The following is a 20,686-nucleotide window of genomic DNA, read 5'->3' on the forward strand; positions in this document are numbered from 1 at the left end:
TTAATAATGTGCTTCTACAGTAACTTCTACAGTTTTAGCAATATTTGTGGATGGCTTACCTTTTTCAAAGGCAACTTCATAATCTGCCAAAGTGATATTAAATTTTGAATTAAGGCTGACTTTACCATCTTGCACAAAAACTATTGCTTTTTCAGTAATAGGCTTTGTAATCCCATTTATTGTTAGTTCTCCGGCTACCACTGCTTCATAAGTTCCATCTTTAGAGAAATTAATTGCTTCGAGATTAGCTATTTTACCAGTTAATTTTGCTTTTGGATTTGCTTTGGTATCTAAAAATTTTGCACTGTTAAAATGTTTTTGCATTAATGCTTTTTCAAATTCAAAACTCTGCATTGGCACAGAAAATACAATATCTCCAGATGCAGGATTAATGGTTCCAACAGAAGCATAGTTATTTGCTTCAATATCTTCAACAGGTGTCGAAGAAAAGAATTTAAAGTGTGTTTTTGTACTCACTTGTTTTTGAGCAGAAACTGTTAGTGAAATAGTCACTAAAGCGATCATTGTTAAAATTACTTTTTTCATTTTTCTAAAATTTAAATTAATTATTATTTACTTGTTTATTTTGACACGATGTCACATTTATCTATTAGTACGTTTTCATACATTTCTAAATCAGCGTCGTAGGCTGCACCGGAACGGATTACTCCTTTTATGGTAATCTCGTCACCAATTTTAACTGTATTTGTATGCGCATTAGTTTCATTAGTGAAGGTTGCGCTAACACCAGCTTTATCTCCAGTTTTTTTGAGAAGTATTACTTTTTGATTGTTAAAATCTTCAGTAATAGCGGCAACAATACCTGTGATTTCTAAAACTTTAGAATTACCCTCCTCGTTAAGATATTTTGCATTCGCCAGGTTAGCATCTGTGAGATATTCTTTCACGATAGCACTTGCGCTATACCTAAAATCTGTTTGAGTAGCTTGAACATCTCTGGCTGGCTCATTAAACAGATATAATACTATTCCCACTGCAGCCAATATTCCTGTGAATAGGATAATTAAGATTTTCTTTTTTGTAGTCATTAAAAGTTGGTTTTAAAATTTTGCTTAACTGAATGAACAGACTTTGCCTCCACTAATTCCTGACAATTAAATTGAAAATTTTAATTAAACACTCGTATTTCGTTGATGGACATAAATTTATTGGTACCAACAAAAAAAGGCACCACAATTTCTTGTGATGCCTTTAGTACTGCTAACTAACTATTAATTTAAGACTTGTTTATTTTATCCATAATGTTTCGTTTTCTTTCTTCAGACGAATCAATACTGCTTTTAGATTTACCACTAAATAGTTTAGCGACTGCCTTATCTAAAAATTTAGATTGATGCTCATAAGATTTACAGGTTTTACACATAGACGTATGAAAGAATAATTGCACTCTTTCTTTTGATGACAGGGATGTGAGAAATTTTTTATCAATTAACTCTGTTGTTTTTTTACATGAATTCATCAATTTATCCATTGTTTTTTTAAATAGCATTTTTTTAATTTTTAAAGCAAATTAGACCCACTTCATTTCTAAGCATTTTTTTAAAACGAGTTTAGCTCTATGAACGATTTGCCAATAATTAGACACAGTAATATTTAAATCCTGACATATCTCATCAGCTTTTTTATCTGTTAGATATTTTGAGGTTATCGCAAAATTCCATTTTTGAGGTAATTCTTCGATACAAAACTTAAATACATTATTAAATTCTGGATTGTCAAGTAACTCTTCGTCTTGATTCCATATAGGGTCTATAGAGGTGTTTTTCCAATTTTCGGCTTCATTAAAAAAGTCTTCTGTAATTTCATGAGCCCTATCTTCTGATAAACTAATAGTTTTTTTGGTAGTTTTTGCGCTTACTCTATAGTAATCAATTATTTTATTATTTAAAATTGAAAATAGCCAGGTTTTAGGTTTGCTATTTCCTTTAAAAGAATCAAATTTATGATAGGCAGCGAGAAACGTATCCTGCACCAAATCTTCAGCGTTTTCTTTGGAAGATGTTTTATAATAAGCCCAAGAAAAAAGAGTATCGCTGTATTGGTTAACCCAATTTTCTATTTCCTTTTTAGGATTTTTATGGATGGTTTGCATGAAAGTCTTTTCTGCAATTTAAGAAATTTTTAACTATTTAAATTCCAGTTGTAATCTTTAAATTTAATCTTGGCCTTCGGATTGATTGTTTCAGTTGAGTACTTATTTAAAAAATCTATAAGGCTTCCATTTTTTTTAAAATCTCCAGAAAACCAATCAAATATTTTTGATATCTCAATTGTATCTTTTGTAATACTATTTTTGGTTTTATCATCAATAAAAGAAATTGCCGTATGTTTTAACTGCTTTTCAATATTAGTTTCAGTATAAGCTTCATTCAATAAGTTAGGGCAAGAATAGGAGGCGCAATTAATGGCAAAATGAATTAAAGGTTCGTTCATTTTCCGTAAAATTTTATGCTCTATTTCCCCTAAACTATACTCCCTGTTTTCTAAAACAATAAATTTTTGATCCCAAGGATTCTTAATATCCTTAATGCTTTCAATAGGATAATTATCTAAAATTAATTTCACGGTAAATGCATTGTAAGCGTTAATCCAATAAGCCAATGTTACATTTTTGGACGATGATTCTTTAGGAAGGTTATTTGCCAAAATATCTAAATAAGTTTGTAGTGCTACCCTATCATTATTAAATCCTATATAATCAACTTTCCCTGTGCTTGAGACATGTTTTTGTAATAATGTATTCCATTCTTGGTGGTCTATTATTGTTGCATTATCACTAATTTCTGAATTGGAACTATACGTTATATCTGTGACTGTATTTCCATTGTTTGCACAAGATACAAAGGGTATAAATAGTAGTGCTAAAATATATTTTTTCATTTTATTGTGGTTTTAATGTTCAATAAACTGACGCTGTTATTTTGAAATCCTGACAACCAACTGTAAAAACATTAATGTTAGATTCCGTTTCATTTGTCAATGTTAAACTGAACGCCAAAAACGATATTTGCCTGTGCGAATATAAAATCCTGACTTGCAGTATCTTCCGTAAATTTTGTTGTTCTAATATTTGGCATGCCTATGTACCCTGCCTTTAATTCGCCTTGTATAAAAAACCAATTAAAAAACGTTGTCTTTACACCTATTAGTCCATTTAATCCATAACCCGATACATGAAATTCGTCATAGCGCTCTTTATTCAATAAGGTAGTGTTTGTTCTGGGTACTAAAATGCCTACTCCTATTCCGACCATACCATCAATAGCAATTGATGTAGTAGTATTATTAATTAAATTGAAATGTTTTCGAATATCAATATTCAAGTAATTTAAGCCATCCGTATGTTCAAATTGCAAAAAATCTTCAATCAGTGTTATCGGCTCATCATTATAACTTCCATCATAAGTTGCCGAGGAATTGCTAATAGTGCCATCTATTAAAACTTGTTGGTTTTGGACCATTACATATTTCATATGGTCAATACCTATAGAAAAGCTATAATTGTCCTTAAAATAATAGCCAATTCTAAAATTATATTGTGGTATCGTTGCATTTCCTGGATTTAAATATTTACCGAAACTAAATGGTGTCTGGCGATCTTTTGCTTTAACATCACTTAAGGTGAAATTATAATCCTTTCCTTTAAAATTAATATCCGATTTACCATACCAGCTTCTGTTCCAACCCCAGTAAAAATAGAACTCACCCTTTCTACCAATTGAGTTAAGGATATTTTGAGAAATTCCCAAATTACTAAGGCATAAGAAAAATAAGACAACAATAGTACGCTTCATAACAAAATATGTTTGAAGCGTATGTCTTACATATTTACCGTACTTACAACCCTATTGTCGTGTGAAGTAACTTGTTTAAAAATAAGTTGTTTTTGATACTCATAATAACTAATTCCGAAAATAGTTTCAAAAATTTTCTTTCGATTTGTCAGGTTTGGATATTACAGCGTCGGTTCCATTATAAGAATATTTTAATTGTGTCGTGTGAAGTAACTTCTTTGAAAATTTCACTATTTCTCATTATTCTTTTACAGTACTTTTAACCTATACATTATCAACATTTTACAATTTTAGTTATGAATGGATTAACAAAATATTGGTTTTTGGAAGATTTCAATCTTTTTAAAAAATTAGGTATGCTAACTATGATGAGAATGTGTGAAATCCTAGAGATGGTAAACATAGATAAAGGAGCTAGGATTTCCTTAGTTAATAAAAATAAAAAGAGCATTTTCTTTTTGAAAAAAGGGACAGTGAAAATTGTAAATACCTCAAATCAGACTGTAAAGTATGTCGTAAAACGCGGGAACATATTTGGAGAACTTGTTTTATATGATGAAGAAACTGCAAAAGAGGAAGTCGCCTATGCTCTTGAAGATTGTATTATATGCTATATAGAATTTGAGCGCATGGAAGCGCTTATGGAAAGACATAAATCCTTGAAAAACGGAGTACTAAAGATTTACGGATTAAGAATAAAAAAATTAGAGAGAAGACTTCAAGATTTAATATACAAGGACAGTCCGCAAAGAATCAAGGACTTTATTATAGATTATTTAGAAGAATTTGGTGAGGAAAATGAAGCAGGAAACCTTGTTGCAAAAAACCTGTTATCACATAAAGATATTGCGAACCTCACAAATACATCAAGACAAACGGTAAGCAACGTATTAAGTACTATGCGAAAAGATGGTGTCATTGATTATGACGTTCAATTTATTTCTAACAGTAAATAGTTAAATGAAATCTAAACTTGTTAAAATATGGGAGAAATTTAAAGCACTACTTAAGCAGGGTTTAACGCCAAAGCAATTAGCCATAAGTATAGTGGTCTCTACGTTAGTTACAATTTTTCCAATGTTTGGAATTAGTACTATAGTTTTAACTGCTATAGCGCTACCATTGAGACTCAATTTACCAATAATGATTGCCATTAGTTACATTGTTAGTCCAGTACAATATTTAGTCCTGATTCCATTTATCAATCTAGGAGCAAGTGTTTTTAATACTGAACATTCACTGTTAACTTTTGAAGCTATAAAGGCTAGCTACGATTCAGATTTTTGGATTACTGCGAAGGCATTGTCTTTTGAATTACTCTGTGGAACTGTAGGCTGGGCATTAACTGCAATACCATTAGGTGTAGTGCTTTACTTTTTACTAAAAGAGGTTTTAACATACTTTGAAAAGCTTAAAACAAAAAATATAGAACACTCGACTTAAAACCAACCATCTAAATGAAACTAACCAAAACATTAGGATATTTAGGACTTATAGCTTCACTTCTTGTAGGATTTGGAGAGTATTTTCTGCATTATTCACCTCAAATATTAGACTTTGCTGGAAATTATGAGTTTTTCAAATTTGTTTCACTCCAACATTTAACAATTGGTCATTTTCTAGCAGTTATAGGATTGCCTTTCTATTTTGCAGGGTATGTTCATATTTACAGAATGCTACGCTCTGGTAGCGAAACCTTAGCAAGCGTAGTTTTAGCTATTGGTTTTATTGCATTTGCAGTTGGAGGTATTTGGATAGGTTCTCGATCTTCCATAGGAAACATTGTTCACTTAAAGGATTCAATAAATACTGTTACATACCAAACCTTACTGGATCATTATACCAATCATCTAGAAATTCTTGTAAAAGCATTGAGAATTGTAATTGCTACCCTATCGGTAGTATTTAGTATTGCGATTATAAAAGGAGGTACTTTTTACAAAAAATGGATGGCCATTTTTAGCCCTATAGTCATTCTTATTCTATTGGTTCTAATAGGAAAAATGGTGCCTTCCATTGGCAAACATATGCTCCCCATATTAATGAACGTCACCCATTTTATTCTATTCTCTTTATCACTATATCAACTACATAACCATTCTAAAACCATTCAAAATGTTAAGTAAAAACACAAGAAATTTAGTAAGCGTATTTAAAAAAACTTTTATAGTAATAGGCTTACTAATAGTAGCATTAGTACTCTTCGTGCTATGGTTTTTCTGGAACGATGCCACTTCAGAAAAATATGATGTTACTATAGAAAATAATAAAGTTCCTATTTTCTCAGAGGTAGCTATTGATTTTAAGCATGAATACAATGGTGAAAAATCGTTGCCTATTGCCCCATCTGCCCTTATTGATATAAATAACGATAATATTGATGAAGTATTTTTAGGTGGCGGTATGGATCAAGAAGACGCCATATTTGCTTTTAGAAATAATAGGTTTGTGGATATTTCATCGGAAGTACACCTACCAAAAAAAGGAACGACCACAACTTCAACAGGTGCTGTTTCAGCCGATTTCGATAACAACGGGTTCACAGACCTAATGGTCGGTAGAGAAGACGGCTTACATCTGTATTACAATACCGACGGAATTTTTACCGAAACTCTTATTGATACCCCAATGAATGAGAAATCTACACCATCGGGGTTTACCGTTGGTGATATTAATAAAGATGGGTTTTTAGATATTTTCTTGGGAACATACATCAAAAAAGAATTGATGGAAGGACAAACCATTTTTGAAGACCCCAACTATGGTTCTACAAGTGAGTTACTCTTAAATAATGGGGATAACACTTTTAAAAGTATTACAAAAGAGGCAGGTTTAGATTATATACACAACACATTTCAAGGAGGATTGATTGATATTGATAATGATTCTTGGTTGGACCTGATTGTTGTACACGATACGGGTGAAGTTCGCACCTATAAAAACAATGGCGACTTAACATTCACAATGAAAGAAAATCCATTAACCAACAAATTTGCCTATCCAATGGGCTTGGCTATTGGCGATTATAACAATGATGGTTTGGTAGACTTTATGTTTTCTAACACTGGAAGCACCTTGCCAAGGGCTTTAGCCAAAGGAGATATTAAAGATGCTTCTCTTTTTACTGAAAAGTGGCTGCTTTTTAGAAATGATGGTGATTTTAAATTTACAGATACTGCAACCGAAACAAAGGTTGCCGACTACGAATTTTCTTGGGGATGCACCTTTGCCGATATGAACAATGACGGGCTTCAAGACCTTATTGTTGCCGAAAATTACGTGGATTTAGCACCTAACAAATTATTTAGATTAAAAAGCAGGTTTTTAGTCCAGAAAGAAGATGGCACATTTGCGCCAACCGAGGAAGAAAGCGGCGTAGTAAATCCACATTTTGGTATTACAGCCTTAGTAAGTGATTTTAATTTAGATGGTTATTTAGATATGGTCTGGGTGAATATTGACAGCCCATCACTAGCCTATTTAAATAAAGGTGGAACTAACCATTTTATCCAAATACATTTGGAAGATAATGCGCAAGCAATAGGCGCAAAAGTAACCGTTGAAACAAATTCGAGAACGTTGTATGAATGGTTAGTCACTGGAGAAGGTTTAGCGAGCGATCAAACGGCCTTACTACACTTTGGTCTTGACAATGATACTGAAGTGAAATCTGTTTTGATTGAGTATACAAATGGAAAAACAGATGTTATAAAATCGCCAAAAATAAATTCAATTGTTGATGTAAAAATGGAAAGAAACAAATAGAACAATTTGCTATTACCCATACAAAAACAAAAACTCGATAATTTCAATGTAATAATAAAATGAAACTAGAAAAGATACTCCATATCATAATTACCATACTACTTATCATTGGTCTTTATGGATCAGGAGGATTGGTATGGAATGAAATTGAAACGGGTAATGGGTGTCCGAAAATTTGGATTATTCCAGCCTGCGTGATTGTAATGTTATGCTTTCTAATTCCCCTAATCGTACACCTTTTAAAAAAATATAATACCATTTATTTTCTGTTTACAGGTCTTGCGCTCATCATTGCAATAATAGCATCAGCAATGCAATTTAACGGACTGGGGGAATGCCCAAAGCATGATAGTGGTATACCTATGTGCTACTTGTCATTTGTCCTGTTTTTAATCTTAATTACACTGAAAACACTTCTTATAAAACTAATAAAACAACCAAAAAATGAAAACTCTAATAATTAATTTATCCGTATCCCTGTTGTTTGTTTTTGTCTCTTATGCGCAAGACACAAATACACTTCCAGAAAAAGAAGTTTCACACGTCTTTTATGCCACAGGTAATCTTGGAAATCAAGACAGCAATCAAAACAATCCAGTAGTGAATGCTTTAGCTACTGAAATGGAAAAAGCAGGTTCCAATGCCACGGTACTTTTTCTTGGTAATAATGCTTCTAATCAAGGCTTTTCAGAAAAGAAAAGTATAGGAAAATCAAACCTTGATAGCTATATCAATACACTCAAACCATTCTCAAACAATTTGTATTTCATTCCAGGAAGTTCAGATTGGGAATCGGGATTAAAGGGGCTAAAAGATCAGGAAGATTATTTAGAAAGCGCTTTAAAAAATAAAAACGTTTTTCAACCCGAAAAAGGGTGTCCGATTGAAAAGGTGGAAATAAATGGTGATATCGATCTATTGCTAATCGATTCGCAATGGGCTTTAATGGATTGGGATAAAGTTCCAAACATTAATGACCATTGTGACATTAAAAACAAAAACGATTTCTATGTAGAAGTCGAAGCAGAGATTGTTAAAAGCCAGGGAAAAACAGTTTTAATTGCCACTTATCATCCTATTGCTTCTTATGGGCAATTTGGAAATCCGTATGCTTTCGGTATTAACCCTGAAAGTATAAACAATAAATACTATAAAGAATTTAGCCAACGGATGTTAACTATTGCTCAACTATCTGAAAATGTTGTATTTGTTTCCGGTCACGAAAAAAATATGCAGTACATTATTGATAAAAAAATACCAATAGTCATTAGCGGTGCTGGAGGGAAAATAAGCAATGCCCAAGGAGGTAGCAAGAGCTTATTTCACGGCAATGAACCTGGTTTTTCAAAATTAACAGCCTTCAAGGATGGAGCTATGTGGGTAAGTTTTTATGGTATTTCAAATAATTTTAAAACACCATTATTTGTTTCCGAAGTTATAGCTCCTCAAGTAGAAACCACACAACCCAATTATAATGAAAACAATACGCCAGCCTTTGTCAACAAATCTATTTACGAACCGGAAGAATTAGAACGCTCCGGCTTTTATAAAGCACTTTGGGGTGAACATTTCAGAGAAGATTATGAACAAAAAATTGAAGTCAAATCCGCACTCTTAGATACTTTATATGGGGGTTTAACTGTCATGCGTAAAGGGGGAGGTCACCAAACAAATTCAATTAGATTAGAAGACAAAAATGGGAAGCAATATGCGATGCGTTCGGCAAAGAAAAGTGCCTTGCGTTTTATTCAATATTTCGTTTTTAAAACTAACTATCTCGAAGCTGATGTTGAAGACACCTACTTTATACAATTACTACAGGATTACTGGACCACTGCAAATCCTTATGCTTCTTTAACCGTTGGAGACTTGTCTGATGCACTAAATATTTATCACGCAAATACCGAACTTTACTTTATTCCGAAGCAAAAAACGCTTGGTAAGTACAATGAAGATTACGGAGATAAACTTTATTTTATTGAAGAACGCCTCTCAGATGGTCTGGGCGATGTTGAAAGTTTAGGAAGTACCGATAAAATCGAGAGTACATTGGATTTGCTAGATGAATTACGCCACAAAGACAAAATTGCCATCAATGAGGCCTTGTATATCCGTACACGACTTTTTGACAATATTATTGGTGATTGGGATCGTCACGCAGACCAATGGAAATGGGCAGTACAAGAACAAGAAAACGGTGTCGATCTATATGAACCTATTCCAAGGGATAGAGACCAAATGTTTTCAGATTTTGATGGTTTTATGTTAGGCGTTGTAACAGCCTTAAGTCCACCTATGCGATTTATGCAACGCTATGATGGCACTTATAATTATACAAACTGGTTTAATGATGCTGGTGACGATGTAGATCTTGCTATATTGATAAACCATACCCAGGAAGACTGGTTACGAGAGGCAAAATTTATAAAAGAAAATCTTACAGAAGAAGTCATTGATAATGCGTTTAAAAAATTTCCAAAGGAAATTGACCAGAAAAAGGTAGCAAGAACTAAAAAAGCACTATTAGAGCGTGTTGCAAAAGTTGAGGAAAATGCCGTCAATCTTTACGAATATTTGCGCTCTTGTGTACTCATAACCGGAACAGATAAAAAAGATCATTTCGTCATTACACGTAAACCAGATGGCATTACCAATGTTTCAGGGTTTAGAATGAAAGATGGAAAAATGAGCACGAAATTTTGGGATGTCGATTATGATAAAAAGGTAACAAACGAATTATGGGTCTATGGGCTGGACGATGATGATATTTTTGAAGTAGTTGGGAAGGGTGATAAGTACATTAAAATAAAACTCATTGGAGGCCAAAATAATGATACATATCGTGTCGAAAATAAGCGAAACCTTCGGGTGTTTGATCAAAAATCGAATCCTAATACCTTTGAAACGCCAGTTGCTAAAACACTTTCGGACAATTACGATTTGAATACGTATTACTTCAAAAAGAACAGAAGAGACCTACATAATATCCTTCCAATTATTGCTTCAAACCCAGATGACGGATTAAAAATAGGAGCGCTTTTTAATTATACAAAAATGTCATTACGTAGAAATCCATTTACGGCGAAACATAGTTTGAGCGCCATATATGTCACCGAAACATCCGGTATTGAACTCGAGTATACCGGTGAATTCGCAAACGTGCTCAACGATGTGAATTTAGGGATTAATGCAGGATATTCAAGTTCAAGTTATACGAATAACTTTTTCGGCTTTGGTAACGAAACTATAAATCCTGAAGACGAATTGGATTTAAGTCTAGATTTCAATCGGGTTCGATTACAACAACTGTTCTTCGCGCCTTCTTTAATTTATAGAAGCTACCAAGGAAGCGTACTTGAATTTGGCTTGAGTTATGAAAATATTGAGGCAGAAAGAACGCAAGGTCGATTTATAGAAACTGCTGCTGTTAATCCAATGGTTTTTGAAGGACAAGATTTCTTTGGTGCTGAAGTTTCCTACGAATACAAGAATTTTGATGATGAAACACAGCCAAAATCGGGTATTCAATTTAAAGTCGCTGCCGGATATAAAGCAAATTTTGATGAAGACAGAGGGTTCCCGTATGTTGTACCGGAACTTCGCCTAACATCAAAAATTGATAAAAAAGGCATACTAGTGTACGCTACAAAACTTAAAGCGCATTTCAATTTAAGTGATGAATTTGAATTCTACCAAGCTGCAACCATCGGTGATGGAGATGGGTTACGCGGTTTAAGACAACAGCGTTTTAGCGGGAAAAGATCATACTATCAAAATTCCGATTTACGCTTGTCTCTTGGAAGAATCAGAAACTCAATCATTCCAATCTCCTTCGGTGTGTATGGCGGATTTGACTACGGTAGAGTTTGGGTAGATGATGATAACTCTTCCGAATGGCACACCACCCCTGGTGGAGGGCTTTATTTTAACATTGCAGGATTTACAACCGCCAACCTTGGGTATTTTAGTTCCGATGAAGGTGGACGTCTCAACATACTATTAAGTTTAGCTTTTTAAAAATAACCAAATGAAACAACCAACCAAACTATTCAAAGTAAGTAACTTAAAAAACAAACAACCAGAGCACGCGCTCGTAAACGGATTGGATTTAGTAATTGTCAAATTTGACGAAGACATCTCTGTGCTTTACGGAAGATGTTTGCATAGAGGAGCTCTAATGTCTGACGGCCATGTAGATGGTCACAACCTTATTTGTGGAGTTCACGGATGGGATTATCGGGTTGATTCAGGCGTTTCAGAATACAACAATAAAGAAGTGCTTCATAAATTTTCAACAAAAATTGAAGGAGATGATTTATTTATAGATGCTTTCGAAATTGATGCCTATTTAGTTAACAGTCCACAGCCCTTTAATCGCGATGCGTATTTGGGCGCTTATGCCGACACGCATCCCGAAGAAACCGAACCGTATACTGGTTATATTAAAGAATTAGCACAAAACGGATTAAAAAATCTTGGACATCACGGATTTTCAGCATCTATGGGCGTGGATAGAAATACGCTTCCAAAATGGAATGACATTCAGTTTTTACCAGCACAATTAGCATCAAGACCACTATTGGACCATGAAGAAGTCGCTTCTAAAGTTGTGATTGGCCCACGAGCAAAAAAGCCATTAGAATTAGATATGCCACTTTTTGTAAGCGATATGAGTTTTGGAGCCTTATCACGTGAAGCTAAAATAGCGTTGTCAAAAGGAGCTCAATTAGCAGGAACAGGGATTTGCTCCGGTGAAGGCGGAATGCTTCCAGAAGAGCAAGCAAGCAATTCAAGATATTTTTACGAATTGGCATCAGCACAATTTGGTTTCTCTTGGGATAAATTAGATCATGTTCAGGCCTTTCATTTTAAAGGTGGGCAAGGCGCAAAAACAGGAACTGGGGGTCATTTACCAGGAAATAAAGTAAGTGCAGAGATTGCTGCAGTTCGTGGACTAAAAGAAGGTGAGACTGCAATTTCGCCTGCTGCAAATCCAAACTTCCATACAGTACAAGATTTTAAAGATTTCTCTGAAAAAGTAAGAGAACGCACAGGAGGAATTCCTATCGGATTTAAAATAGCTGCAAGTCATATCGAAAAAGATATTCAATTCGCTCTTGATGTTGGTGTGGATTATATTATCCTCGATGGTCGTGGCGGCGGAACAGGCTCTGCTCCTACTATTTTAAGAGATCATATTAATGTGCCAACCATTCCTGCACTTGCAAGAGCCAGAAAATATTTGGACAAAGTTGGCGCAACAGACGTCACATTGATTATAACTGGTGGTTTGCGTGTTGCTGAAGATTTTGCTAAAGCCTTGATGATGGGAGCAGATGCCATTGCTGTGGCAAATTCAGCATTGCAGGCGATAGGATGTTTAGGCATGAGAGCATGTGGGAGCAATAATTGTCCAGTAGGAATTGCGACTCAAAAAGAATCCTTGCGGAGTCGCTTAATTATCGATTCTTCGGCTCAACAATTACACAACTTTTTTGATGCTACAAACAGCTTAATAAAAGTGATTGCGAGGGCTTGTGGTTACGATGATGTTTCAAAATTTAAACACAGTGACCTTTCAACGTACGACCATGATATACACAAACTAACAGGAATTAATTACGCAGGAATAAAATAAAACACTATGGAAAAGCAAATGCATTTAGCGGCTCAATATTTAGCCGCAGCGGGAATCAGTTTTTTAGAAAAAAAACCAGATGATAGTCATACAAACCTAGGGTTTAGTACAGAAAATGGATGTCTTTATACACATACACTTTCGGAAAATGGCGATAAATTATGTTTAGATTATGAAAGGTTTTCATTGGAATGGAGATCTAATCAAGGAACAACATCGTTCCGATTGGATGGTGCTACGCACAAGGAAGTTATAAAATGGATATCGGATACCTCGCAAACCTTTTTAAATAAAAAATATGAGTATAAGCTTCATTATGAATTACCATACAAGATAGATGATACATTCACATACAAGTTGTTAAATGTGGGCAATTTAATTGAGCTGATGCACCTACGTATTTTGGCGCAATTTGTTCTTAAAAAGATAGATACGCTTTATAATCTGAATTCATCCATTAGAATTTGGCCACATCATTTTGACACTGGAATTTATAGTGCTATCCCTACTACTGAAATTTCAATAGGATTGGGTTTAGCAATAGCCGATACCGTTTCTAAAGACCCATATTTATATCTTTCAGGATACAAAAACAATAGTATCATAGACCCTTCGGGCTTAGCAAAATTATCGGCTGGAGAATGGAAATCTGATGGATTTACTGGCGCCATCCTTACTACAAACGACATTAGCGAATCTGAAGGTGTGGCATTTTTTCAAGAGGCTATTGACAAACTAATAACAAAATAATCATGAATACAATAGATTTTTACGGCGCAGATTGGTGCCCAGACTGCCAAAGGGCAAAAGCATATTTAAAAAAACACCAGATTGATTTCAATTTTATAGATGTCGATATCGATAAAGATGCGACGGCTAAAGTTGAAGAAATTAATCATGGAAAACGTATTATTCCAACCATAATCGTAAATGACAAATCGTATACCAATCCAGACAATGCTGTCTTAGCAAATATTCTTGGAATTAACAAAAAAGGTATCATTAAATTATATGGTGCAGACTGGTGTCCCGATTGTCAACGAGCAAAATCATATCTTCAGGATAACGGAATCAATTTTCAATTCATCGAAGTAGATAAACACCCTTGGGCGGCAAAACTAGTGGAAGAAACCAATAATGGAAAACGAATTATTCCAACCATTTTTATCAATGAGAAATCGTACACCAACCCAGATAACTCTGTCTTAAAAGATGTTTTAAACATTGGACATGAAGCCGAAAAACATATTTATGACAGTATCATCGTTGGCGCAGGAGCAGCTGGGTTAACGGCTTCAATCTACATTCAACGCGATAGATTTAGTTCCGTAATTCTCGAAAAAAAGAATATTGGCGGGAATGCTTTTTTAACTGAAAAAATTGAAAATTATCCGGGCTTCACCAACATTTCGGGGTCAAAATTAATGGAAAAAATGGCAGACCAAGCCAAAACCTATGGTGCAAAAATTGAAACTGGAGTCGAGGTAAAAGCGATTCAGAAAACTGGAAATATTTTTTCGGTTGCTACGAATATGGGTGAATACCAATCTAAAACAGTGGTATTAGCATTAGGATCTACGTATCGAAAAATGGGAATTCCTAATGAAGAAGAGTTAATTGGTGCTGGCATACACTTTTGTGCTACTTGTGATGGTGCATTTTACAGAGATAAAGAAATTATAGTTATTGGTGGTGGAAACAGCGCTTTGGAAGAAGGTATTTTCCTTGCGTCATTTTGTAAAAAAGTAACCATAGTCGCGAGAGATAAAACATTTTCTGCTTCGGAAACTTATATTGAAAAGTTACCATCCATTAAAAACATTGAAGTGGTTATGCATAAAGATGCTATCGCTTTTTTAAAAGATGCTACTGGAAATTTTAAAGGCCTAAAAGTAAAGGATAGAACAACCAATGACGTAGAAGAACTGTACGCAGATGGTAGTTTCATTTTTATTGGGTTGATCCCTAATACAGCTAGTATTAAAGACTTAATTGAACTTAATGAACGTGGTTTTATTACAACAACAGGACTAGGAGAAACTAGCCTTGAAGGGATTTTTGCAGCTGGAGATTGTCGTGAAGGCGCGATTGCACAAGTAGCCGCAGCAACAGGTGAAGGTGTTTTGGCTAGTTATGGAGTAAGACACTATTTTAAATAAAAGTGAATACAGAGACACTACATACCACATTGCATTTTAGCTCTTTTTTTAAGATTCTAGAGGATTCTGAAAAGCGCCTACTTCTTGCTATTCTAAAAAGAAAAGAGTTTAAAAAAGGAGACGTGGTATTTTCAGAGTCACAATGTGCTGCTTCTATATACATTTTAGAAAGAGGAAGTGTTACCCTCACCATTCCTGGCAACTACACCATTTTTGTGAGACGTGGCGATGTATTTGGAGAAATTGCGGTTATTAACGACACAGTAAGACTGGGTACCGCTTTAGCAAGATCAACTTGTTCTATTTTAGAGTTAAATACGGAAGCACTCTATAACGATGCGATTATACCAAGCAAAATAGCACTTAAAATTACGAGGGTAATTGCAAAAAAACACAGTTCATTAAAACTTCGACGTTCAGATTTTAGCACATTAGAAATTATCCAACAAGGTGAATCTGATTTTGTAGAGTTTAAATCTACACTTCGCTTCAACCTAATGAGTGAAAAGATGGACAGTAACATAGAGTTAAGTGCTCTAAAAACTGTTGCGGCCTTCTTAAATACTTCAGGAGGAACATTGCTTATTGGTGTTGCTGATGATGGGACTATTAATGGGCTATCGTTAGATAATTTCACTAATGAGGACAAGCTATTGCTTCATTTTACAAATTTATTGAGAGATAAAATTGGAGAGAAAACATTAGGATTTGTTCATTTTAATATTGTCCATATTCAAAACGAACAAATCTTACGGGTTGAAGTTTCTAAATCGAATAGCCCTGTGTTTGTTCTATTTCAGAATAATGAATATTTCTATGTGCGCTCAGGACCATCAACGCTGAATTTAAAATTTAGTGAATTTTATAATTACAATCTTAAACACTTTACATAATGGAACTAACCCTAGAATTTTGGTATTTACTGCCCATTTCAATCGTAATTGCTACCATAGCTATGTCATCGGGAATTGGAGGCGCGGTTTTCTTTTCTCCACTATTTATGATAGGTCTTGGCCTAGAGCCCAATATTGCAATTGGTGCGGCATTAGCTACCGAACTTTTTGGATTTGGTTCTGGACTACAAGCCTATTGGAAAGCAAAGCTCATTGATTTTAAATTAGGGTTTAACCTCTTGCTTTACTCAATTCCATTTGCCATATTAGGTACCGTTTATGGCGATTTAGTTCCACCAATAGCATTGAAAGCCATTTTTGGAATAGGGATTATATTTATTGGGTATCAACTGTATGTATCCTGGCGTCAAGAAGAAAAGGAAAAATTGGAGGCTGAACATAAAAAAGAGTTTCAAACAAACTACGAACGTTCCCTTACAGATTCAGACGGAAACGTTCACAATTATACAGTCTGTCGTAAAAATATGGGGCGCATGTTTGCCGCTGTTGGTGGTGCCTTTTTGGGAATGATATCTGTTGGACTTGCAGAATTACAGGAATATCATTTGGTAGCGAAATGTAAGGTGCCAACACGTGTTGCTGTTGCCACATCCATATTTGTAGTAGTTGTTACAGTTTTGATTGCTTCAGTAGGACATTTTTATGAGTTCGCTAAGCAAGGTGGCGACGTTATGAGCCAAGTAGTTAATGTCATCATATTTACTATTCCTGGCGTAGTCATTGGCGGTCAACTAGGACCTAAATTACAAAAGATTATTCCAGCAGATAAAATGAAGGTAGCTATTTCATTCCTATTTATACTAGTAGGAGCATTTATGCTATACACCTTAATCTAAAAAATTATGAGCGATAAAAACAAAGTATGGTACAAAGTACTAGATAATCGAAATACACTCCCTGAAGGACGGGTTCAAACCGTTATTGCAGGATATCAAGATATTTGTCTCACGCATTTCAAAGGGAAATTTTCGGCATTAGATAATAAATGCCCGCATCAAGGGGGTCCTTTAGGAGAGGGTTCCATTGAAAACGGGTTATTACGTTGTCCATGGCACGGATGGGATTTTGATCCGTGTACAGGTCAATCTCCTGGAGGCTTTGACGACGGTATGTTGACTTTCGAAGTAAAAGAGGAAAATGATGCCATTTTTGTTGGAATACCTGAGGAAGAGCCACAAAAAAAAACGGTTTCCGATGTAATGATGGAAACGATGGTAAATTGGGGCGTCGATACAGTTTTTGGCATGGTGGGTCACAGTAATCTCGCTGTAGCCGATGCGATGCGCAGATTGGAAAAGAAGAACAAACTGAAATACTTTGGAATACGTCATGAAGGTGCTGCGGCATTTGCGGCTTCTGGTTATGCAAAACTCACTGGGAAACCGGCTGTTTGTTTTGGAATTGCAGGCCCCGGGGCTACCAATATGTATACTGGAATGTGGGATGCCAAAGTAGATAGAGCTCCACTTATTGCTCTTTCAGGACAGATCAATACCCAGGTGTTAGGGACAGGAGCTTTCCAGGAAGTTGACTTGGTAAAGGCATTTGAATCTGTAACACAGTTTAATCATGCCGTGCATGCAAATTCAAATTATAGCGAACTGATGTCTTTAGCTGTTAAAACGGCACTTATTAAAAGAGATGTCGTGCATTTAACCTTCCCAGACGAAGTGGCTTTCTCTGAAGTTTCAGAAGATATAAATCCGCAAACGCCGGAAGATAGAATTACTCCTTTCAATATTACACCACCCAAGGAAATGACCCAGAAGGCGGTTGGGTTGATCAAAAAATCTAAGAGACCAGTAATTATTGTAGGACACGGCGCTCGTTTCCAAATGGAGGCCATTATTGCTTTTGCTGAAACTTTAGATTGTCCCGTAATAACTACATTTAAAGGAAAAGGATTAATTGCCGATACTCACGAATTAGGCTGTGGTGTATTAGGAAGAAGCGGAACACCCATAGCTTCCTGGTTTATGAATGAAAGTGACTTGCTGCTAGTTTTTGGAGCTTCCTTTTCGAACCATACGGGAATCACCCCGAAAAAAACGACAATCCAAGTCGATTTTGATCCAATGGCTTTGAGTAAGTTTAATAAAGTAGATGTGGCGTTGTGGGGTGAAATTTCAGAAACCATACAATTGCTAACGATTGAAACAGAAGGAAAAACCAAAACCGAAAATCAACGAAAAGATATCGCTGCTCGTTGGGCCATTTGGAAAGCAGAAAAAGCAAGTAGATTAAAAGACTGTGGCGATGCGTTGAGTTCAATTGCCGTGTTTGACGCCATGAATAAGATTACCCCAGACAATGCTGTAATTGCGGTAGATGTAGGTAATAACACGTATTCCTTTGGACGCTATTTTGAGCCAAAAAATCAAGCAGTTTTAATGTCTGGGTATTTAGGTTCTATTGGTTTTGCATTACCCGCAGCTATGGGAGCTTGGGCAGCAGAAGGAGATAAAAGACCTATTTGGTCTGTTTCAGGAGATGGAGGATTAGGCCAATATTTAGCTGAAATAAATACGCTTGTAAAGTATAATATGAATATAAAACATATTGTACTGAACAATTCCGAATTAGGAAAAATTTCAAAAGAACAGCGAGCATCACAAGTAGATGTATGGCAAACCTCATTGAGCAATCCCAATTTTGCCAAATATGCTGAAAACTGTGGTGCGTTGGGGATTCGTGTTGAAAAATTGAAGGATTTACTTCCAGCAATGAAGAAGCTTAATGAACATAACGGTCCAGCTTTGTTGGAAGTCATAACAGATGTAAATTTAATTTAAACTAAAAAAATGTTACAAAACTTAAAAAACGGAGTGGGTGCGCAAGGATATGATGTTGTGTCATTCTTTAACGGAAACCCTAATAAAGGAGATGTGGCTTATGCTTCAAATTATGATGGTGCAAAATATCATTTTTCATCATTGGAGAATAAGGAGAAATTTGAGGCATCGCCAGAAGCATTTGTACCCCAATATGGCGGATTTTGCGCCATAGCCATGTCAGAAGGCAAAGAAATAATTCCGAATCCTAAAAGTTGGGAAATTAGAGATGGAAAATTATACTTTTTTACACGTATGCTTTTCGGAATAATTGATGCAAAGAGACAATGGGTTAAAGACCCAAAAGTTAAAAGAAGTCTGGCTGATATCGAATGGTCAAGAATGAATAGCTAATGAAAATCACGATTTTAATTGCGAATCACTTTAACTTCATAGAAAACACAAGGGAAAGATTGAAGTAGTTTCTAAAATTGAAGTGAATACTACAGACGACCTTTCCAGAGTGTATTCGCCTGGGGTTGCAGCACCTTGTTTAGCAATTGCAAACAATAAAGAAGAAGCCTATGAAAACTATAAAGAACCAATTTAAGAACTTGGCAAGAGTAATGTTCCTAAGCCTATGCACTAGTGCCTGCGCACAGGATGTTTCGACCCTCTTTGAAGAACTAGACCCATCTGTAGTGACTATAGAAGTAATTGAATATAAAGTAAAGGAAAGGCAATTAACCTCTTCGGGAGGATTGGGCTCTGGTGTAATTATAGACAAAGAAGGACTCATTATTACAGCAGCACACGTCGTTGAATTTGCGAATGAAGTATCTGTAAAGCTTCATAATGGAACATCATTCCAAGCCGACGTTTTATCGAGCTCAACGGCGGCAGATGTAGCGCTGTTAAAGTTAAGGACGGTACCATTAGATTTAAAACCTGCCAGAATCGGGAATTCAAACACCGCTAAAATAGGCGAACAGATCATTGTAATTGGAGCGCCACTTGGGTTGGAACATTCACTATCTGTAGGTCATATAAGCCGTAAGATGAATAAAAACGTTATTTCAAATGGAGAAATGGCAGGTTTTATACAAACAGATGCCTCTATTAATCGCGGAAATTCTGGAGGTCCTATGTTTAATCTAAAAGGTGAGCTTATTGGTATTGTCAGTTTTATACTCTCTCAAAGTGGAGGCTTTGAAGGATTGGGATTTGCTGCAGATATTGACACAGCAAAAAAAGTATTGTTTGATGTAAATAGCTTTTGGACAGGTTTTGATGGTCTTTTTTTAAATGAAGGGCTGGCAGGAGTCTTAAACACGCCTCAACGTTCTGGCGTGCTTGTACAGCGTATCACCCCTAATTCCTTTGCTGATAAAATAGGATTGAAGCCTGGCATCATTCAAAGCGAAATTTTTGGTCAGAAATTATGGCTTGGAGGAGATATTATTTTGAGTATTCAAGGTATTAGCTGTAATGCACCCCATGATTTAGGAAATATAAAACAACAAATAGAAAACCTGAAGGAGGGAGACCAAGTGCTTATAGAGATTTTAAGAAGAGGAAAGGTCATCGTATTAGAAGCGAATTTTGCAAAGTAATAAGAATATAC

Annotated in this window: 20 protein-coding genes; 14 read left to right on the plus strand and 6 right to left on the minus strand. The window is 35.3% G+C overall.

Annotation, left to right across the window (positions count from 1 at the left end):
• The 6 genes from ACQ2HF_RS13075 to ACQ2HF_RS13100 all read right to left on the minus strand — a co-directional run bounded on the left by ACQ2HF_RS13075 (window position 1) and on the right by ACQ2HF_RS13100 (window position 3,815).
• Complete coding sequence (locus tag ACQ2HF_RS13075; RefSeq protein ID WP_432410862.1) at window positions 1-546, minus strand: YceI family protein; 546 nt, start codon at window positions 544-546, stop codon at window positions 1-3.
• Between the two features lie 35 nt (window positions 547-581).
• The gene (locus tag ACQ2HF_RS13080) at window positions 582-1,049 is read right to left on the minus strand and encodes an OB-fold protein (RefSeq protein WP_432410863.1); all 468 of its coding nucleotides are present in this window, start codon (window positions 1,047-1,049) and stop codon (window positions 582-584) included.
• Between the two features lie 188 nt (window positions 1,050-1,237).
• Complete coding sequence (locus ACQ2HF_RS13085) at window positions 1,238-1,510, minus strand: hypothetical protein (protein WP_432410864.1); 273 nt, start codon at window positions 1,508-1,510, stop codon at window positions 1,238-1,240.
• Between the two features lie 21 nt (window positions 1,511-1,531).
• Window positions 1,532-2,113 (minus strand): sigma-70 family RNA polymerase sigma factor, encoded by a 582-nt coding sequence (locus ACQ2HF_RS13090; RefSeq protein WP_432410865.1) that lies wholly within the window; start codon window positions 2,111-2,113, stop codon window positions 1,532-1,534.
• A gap of 29 nt (window positions 2,114-2,142) precedes the next feature.
• Window positions 2,143-2,901, minus strand: coding sequence for a DUF547 domain-containing protein (locus ACQ2HF_RS13095; RefSeq protein WP_432410866.1), 759 nt, complete (start codon window positions 2,899-2,901; stop codon window positions 2,143-2,145).
• Between the two features lie 89 nt (window positions 2,902-2,990).
• Complete coding sequence (locus ACQ2HF_RS13100; protein ID WP_432410867.1) at window positions 2,991-3,815, minus strand: hypothetical protein; 825 nt, start codon at window positions 3,813-3,815, stop codon at window positions 2,991-2,993.
• A gap of 296 nt (window positions 3,816-4,111) precedes the next feature.
• On the opposite strand from ACQ2HF_RS13100, the gene ACQ2HF_RS13105 reads away from it, so the two are divergent.
• From ACQ2HF_RS13105 to ACQ2HF_RS13170, 14 genes are all read left to right on the plus strand, one after another.
• Window positions 4,112-4,771: a Crp/Fnr family transcriptional regulator gene (locus ACQ2HF_RS13105; protein WP_432410868.1), complete on the plus strand. Its 660-nt coding sequence runs from the start codon at window positions 4,112-4,114 to the stop codon at window positions 4,769-4,771.
• Window positions 4,772-4,775: 4 nt separating this feature from the next.
• On the plus strand, window positions 4,776-5,258 hold the full coding sequence (locus ACQ2HF_RS13110; protein WP_432410869.1) for a DUF2062 domain-containing protein: 483 nt from the start codon (window positions 4,776-4,778) through the stop codon (window positions 5,256-5,258).
• A 14-nt stretch (window positions 5,259-5,272) separates the two neighbouring features.
• A complete protein-coding gene (locus tag ACQ2HF_RS13115; RefSeq protein ID WP_432410870.1) occupies window positions 5,273-5,941 on the plus strand; it encodes a DUF6796 family protein in 669 nt (222 codons plus the stop codon).
• On the plus strand, window positions 5,931-7,580 hold the full coding sequence (locus ACQ2HF_RS13120; RefSeq protein ID WP_432410871.1) for a CRTAC1 family protein: 1,650 nt from the start codon (window positions 5,931-5,933) through the stop codon (window positions 7,578-7,580). The genes ACQ2HF_RS13115 and ACQ2HF_RS13120 overlap by 11 nt, the downstream gene beginning before the upstream one ends.
• A gap of 59 nt (window positions 7,581-7,639) precedes the next feature.
• The gene (locus ACQ2HF_RS13125; RefSeq protein WP_432410872.1) at window positions 7,640-8,044 is read left to right on the plus strand and encodes a hypothetical protein; all 405 of its coding nucleotides are present in this window, start codon (window positions 7,640-7,642) and stop codon (window positions 8,042-8,044) included.
• Window positions 8,025-11,597: a metallophosphoesterase gene (locus ACQ2HF_RS13130; protein WP_432410873.1), complete on the plus strand. Its 3,573-nt coding sequence runs from the start codon at window positions 8,025-8,027 to the stop codon at window positions 11,595-11,597. The genes ACQ2HF_RS13125 and ACQ2HF_RS13130 overlap by 20 nt, the downstream gene beginning before the upstream one ends.
• Window positions 11,598-11,607: 10 nt before the next feature.
• Complete coding sequence (locus ACQ2HF_RS13135) at window positions 11,608-13,218, plus strand: glutamate synthase-related protein (protein ID WP_432410874.1); 1,611 nt, start codon at window positions 11,608-11,610, stop codon at window positions 13,216-13,218.
• A 6-nt stretch (window positions 13,219-13,224) separates the two neighbouring features.
• Window positions 13,225-13,968, plus strand: coding sequence for a hypothetical protein (locus tag ACQ2HF_RS13140; protein ID WP_432410875.1), 744 nt, complete (start codon window positions 13,225-13,227; stop codon window positions 13,966-13,968).
• Window positions 13,969-13,970: 2 nt separating this feature from the next.
• Complete coding sequence (locus ACQ2HF_RS13145; protein ID WP_432410876.1) at window positions 13,971-15,377, plus strand: FAD-dependent oxidoreductase; 1,407 nt, start codon at window positions 13,971-13,973, stop codon at window positions 15,375-15,377.
• Window positions 15,378-15,379: 2 nt separating this feature from the next.
• Window positions 15,380-16,270, plus strand: a complete 891-nt coding sequence (locus ACQ2HF_RS13150; protein WP_432410877.1) for an RNA-binding domain-containing protein — start codon at window positions 15,380-15,382, stop codon at window positions 16,268-16,270.
• Window positions 16,270-17,127, plus strand: a complete 858-nt coding sequence (locus ACQ2HF_RS13155) for a sulfite exporter TauE/SafE family protein (RefSeq protein WP_432410878.1) — start codon at window positions 16,270-16,272, stop codon at window positions 17,125-17,127. Before ACQ2HF_RS13150 ends, ACQ2HF_RS13155 begins: the two co-directional genes overlap by 1 nt.
• Before the next feature lie 6 nt (window positions 17,128-17,133).
• Window positions 17,134-19,083 (plus strand): thiamine pyrophosphate-binding protein, encoded by a 1,950-nt coding sequence (locus ACQ2HF_RS13160; protein WP_432410879.1) that lies wholly within the window; start codon window positions 17,134-17,136, stop codon window positions 19,081-19,083.
• Window positions 19,084-19,092: 9 nt separating this feature from the next.
• Window positions 19,093-19,476, plus strand: a complete 384-nt coding sequence (locus ACQ2HF_RS13165; protein ID WP_432410880.1) for a YHS domain-containing (seleno)protein — start codon at window positions 19,093-19,095, stop codon at window positions 19,474-19,476.
• A gap of 170 nt (window positions 19,477-19,646) precedes the next feature.
• Window positions 19,647-20,675, plus strand: coding sequence for a S1C family serine protease (locus ACQ2HF_RS13170; RefSeq protein WP_432410881.1), 1,029 nt, complete (start codon window positions 19,647-19,649; stop codon window positions 20,673-20,675).
• Window positions 20,676-20,686 lie beyond the last annotated feature (11 nt).

Source organism: Rasiella sp. SM2506 (assembly GCF_050859505.1).
Lineage (GTDB): Bacteria > Bacteroidota > Bacteroidia > Flavobacteriales > Flavobacteriaceae > Marinirhabdus.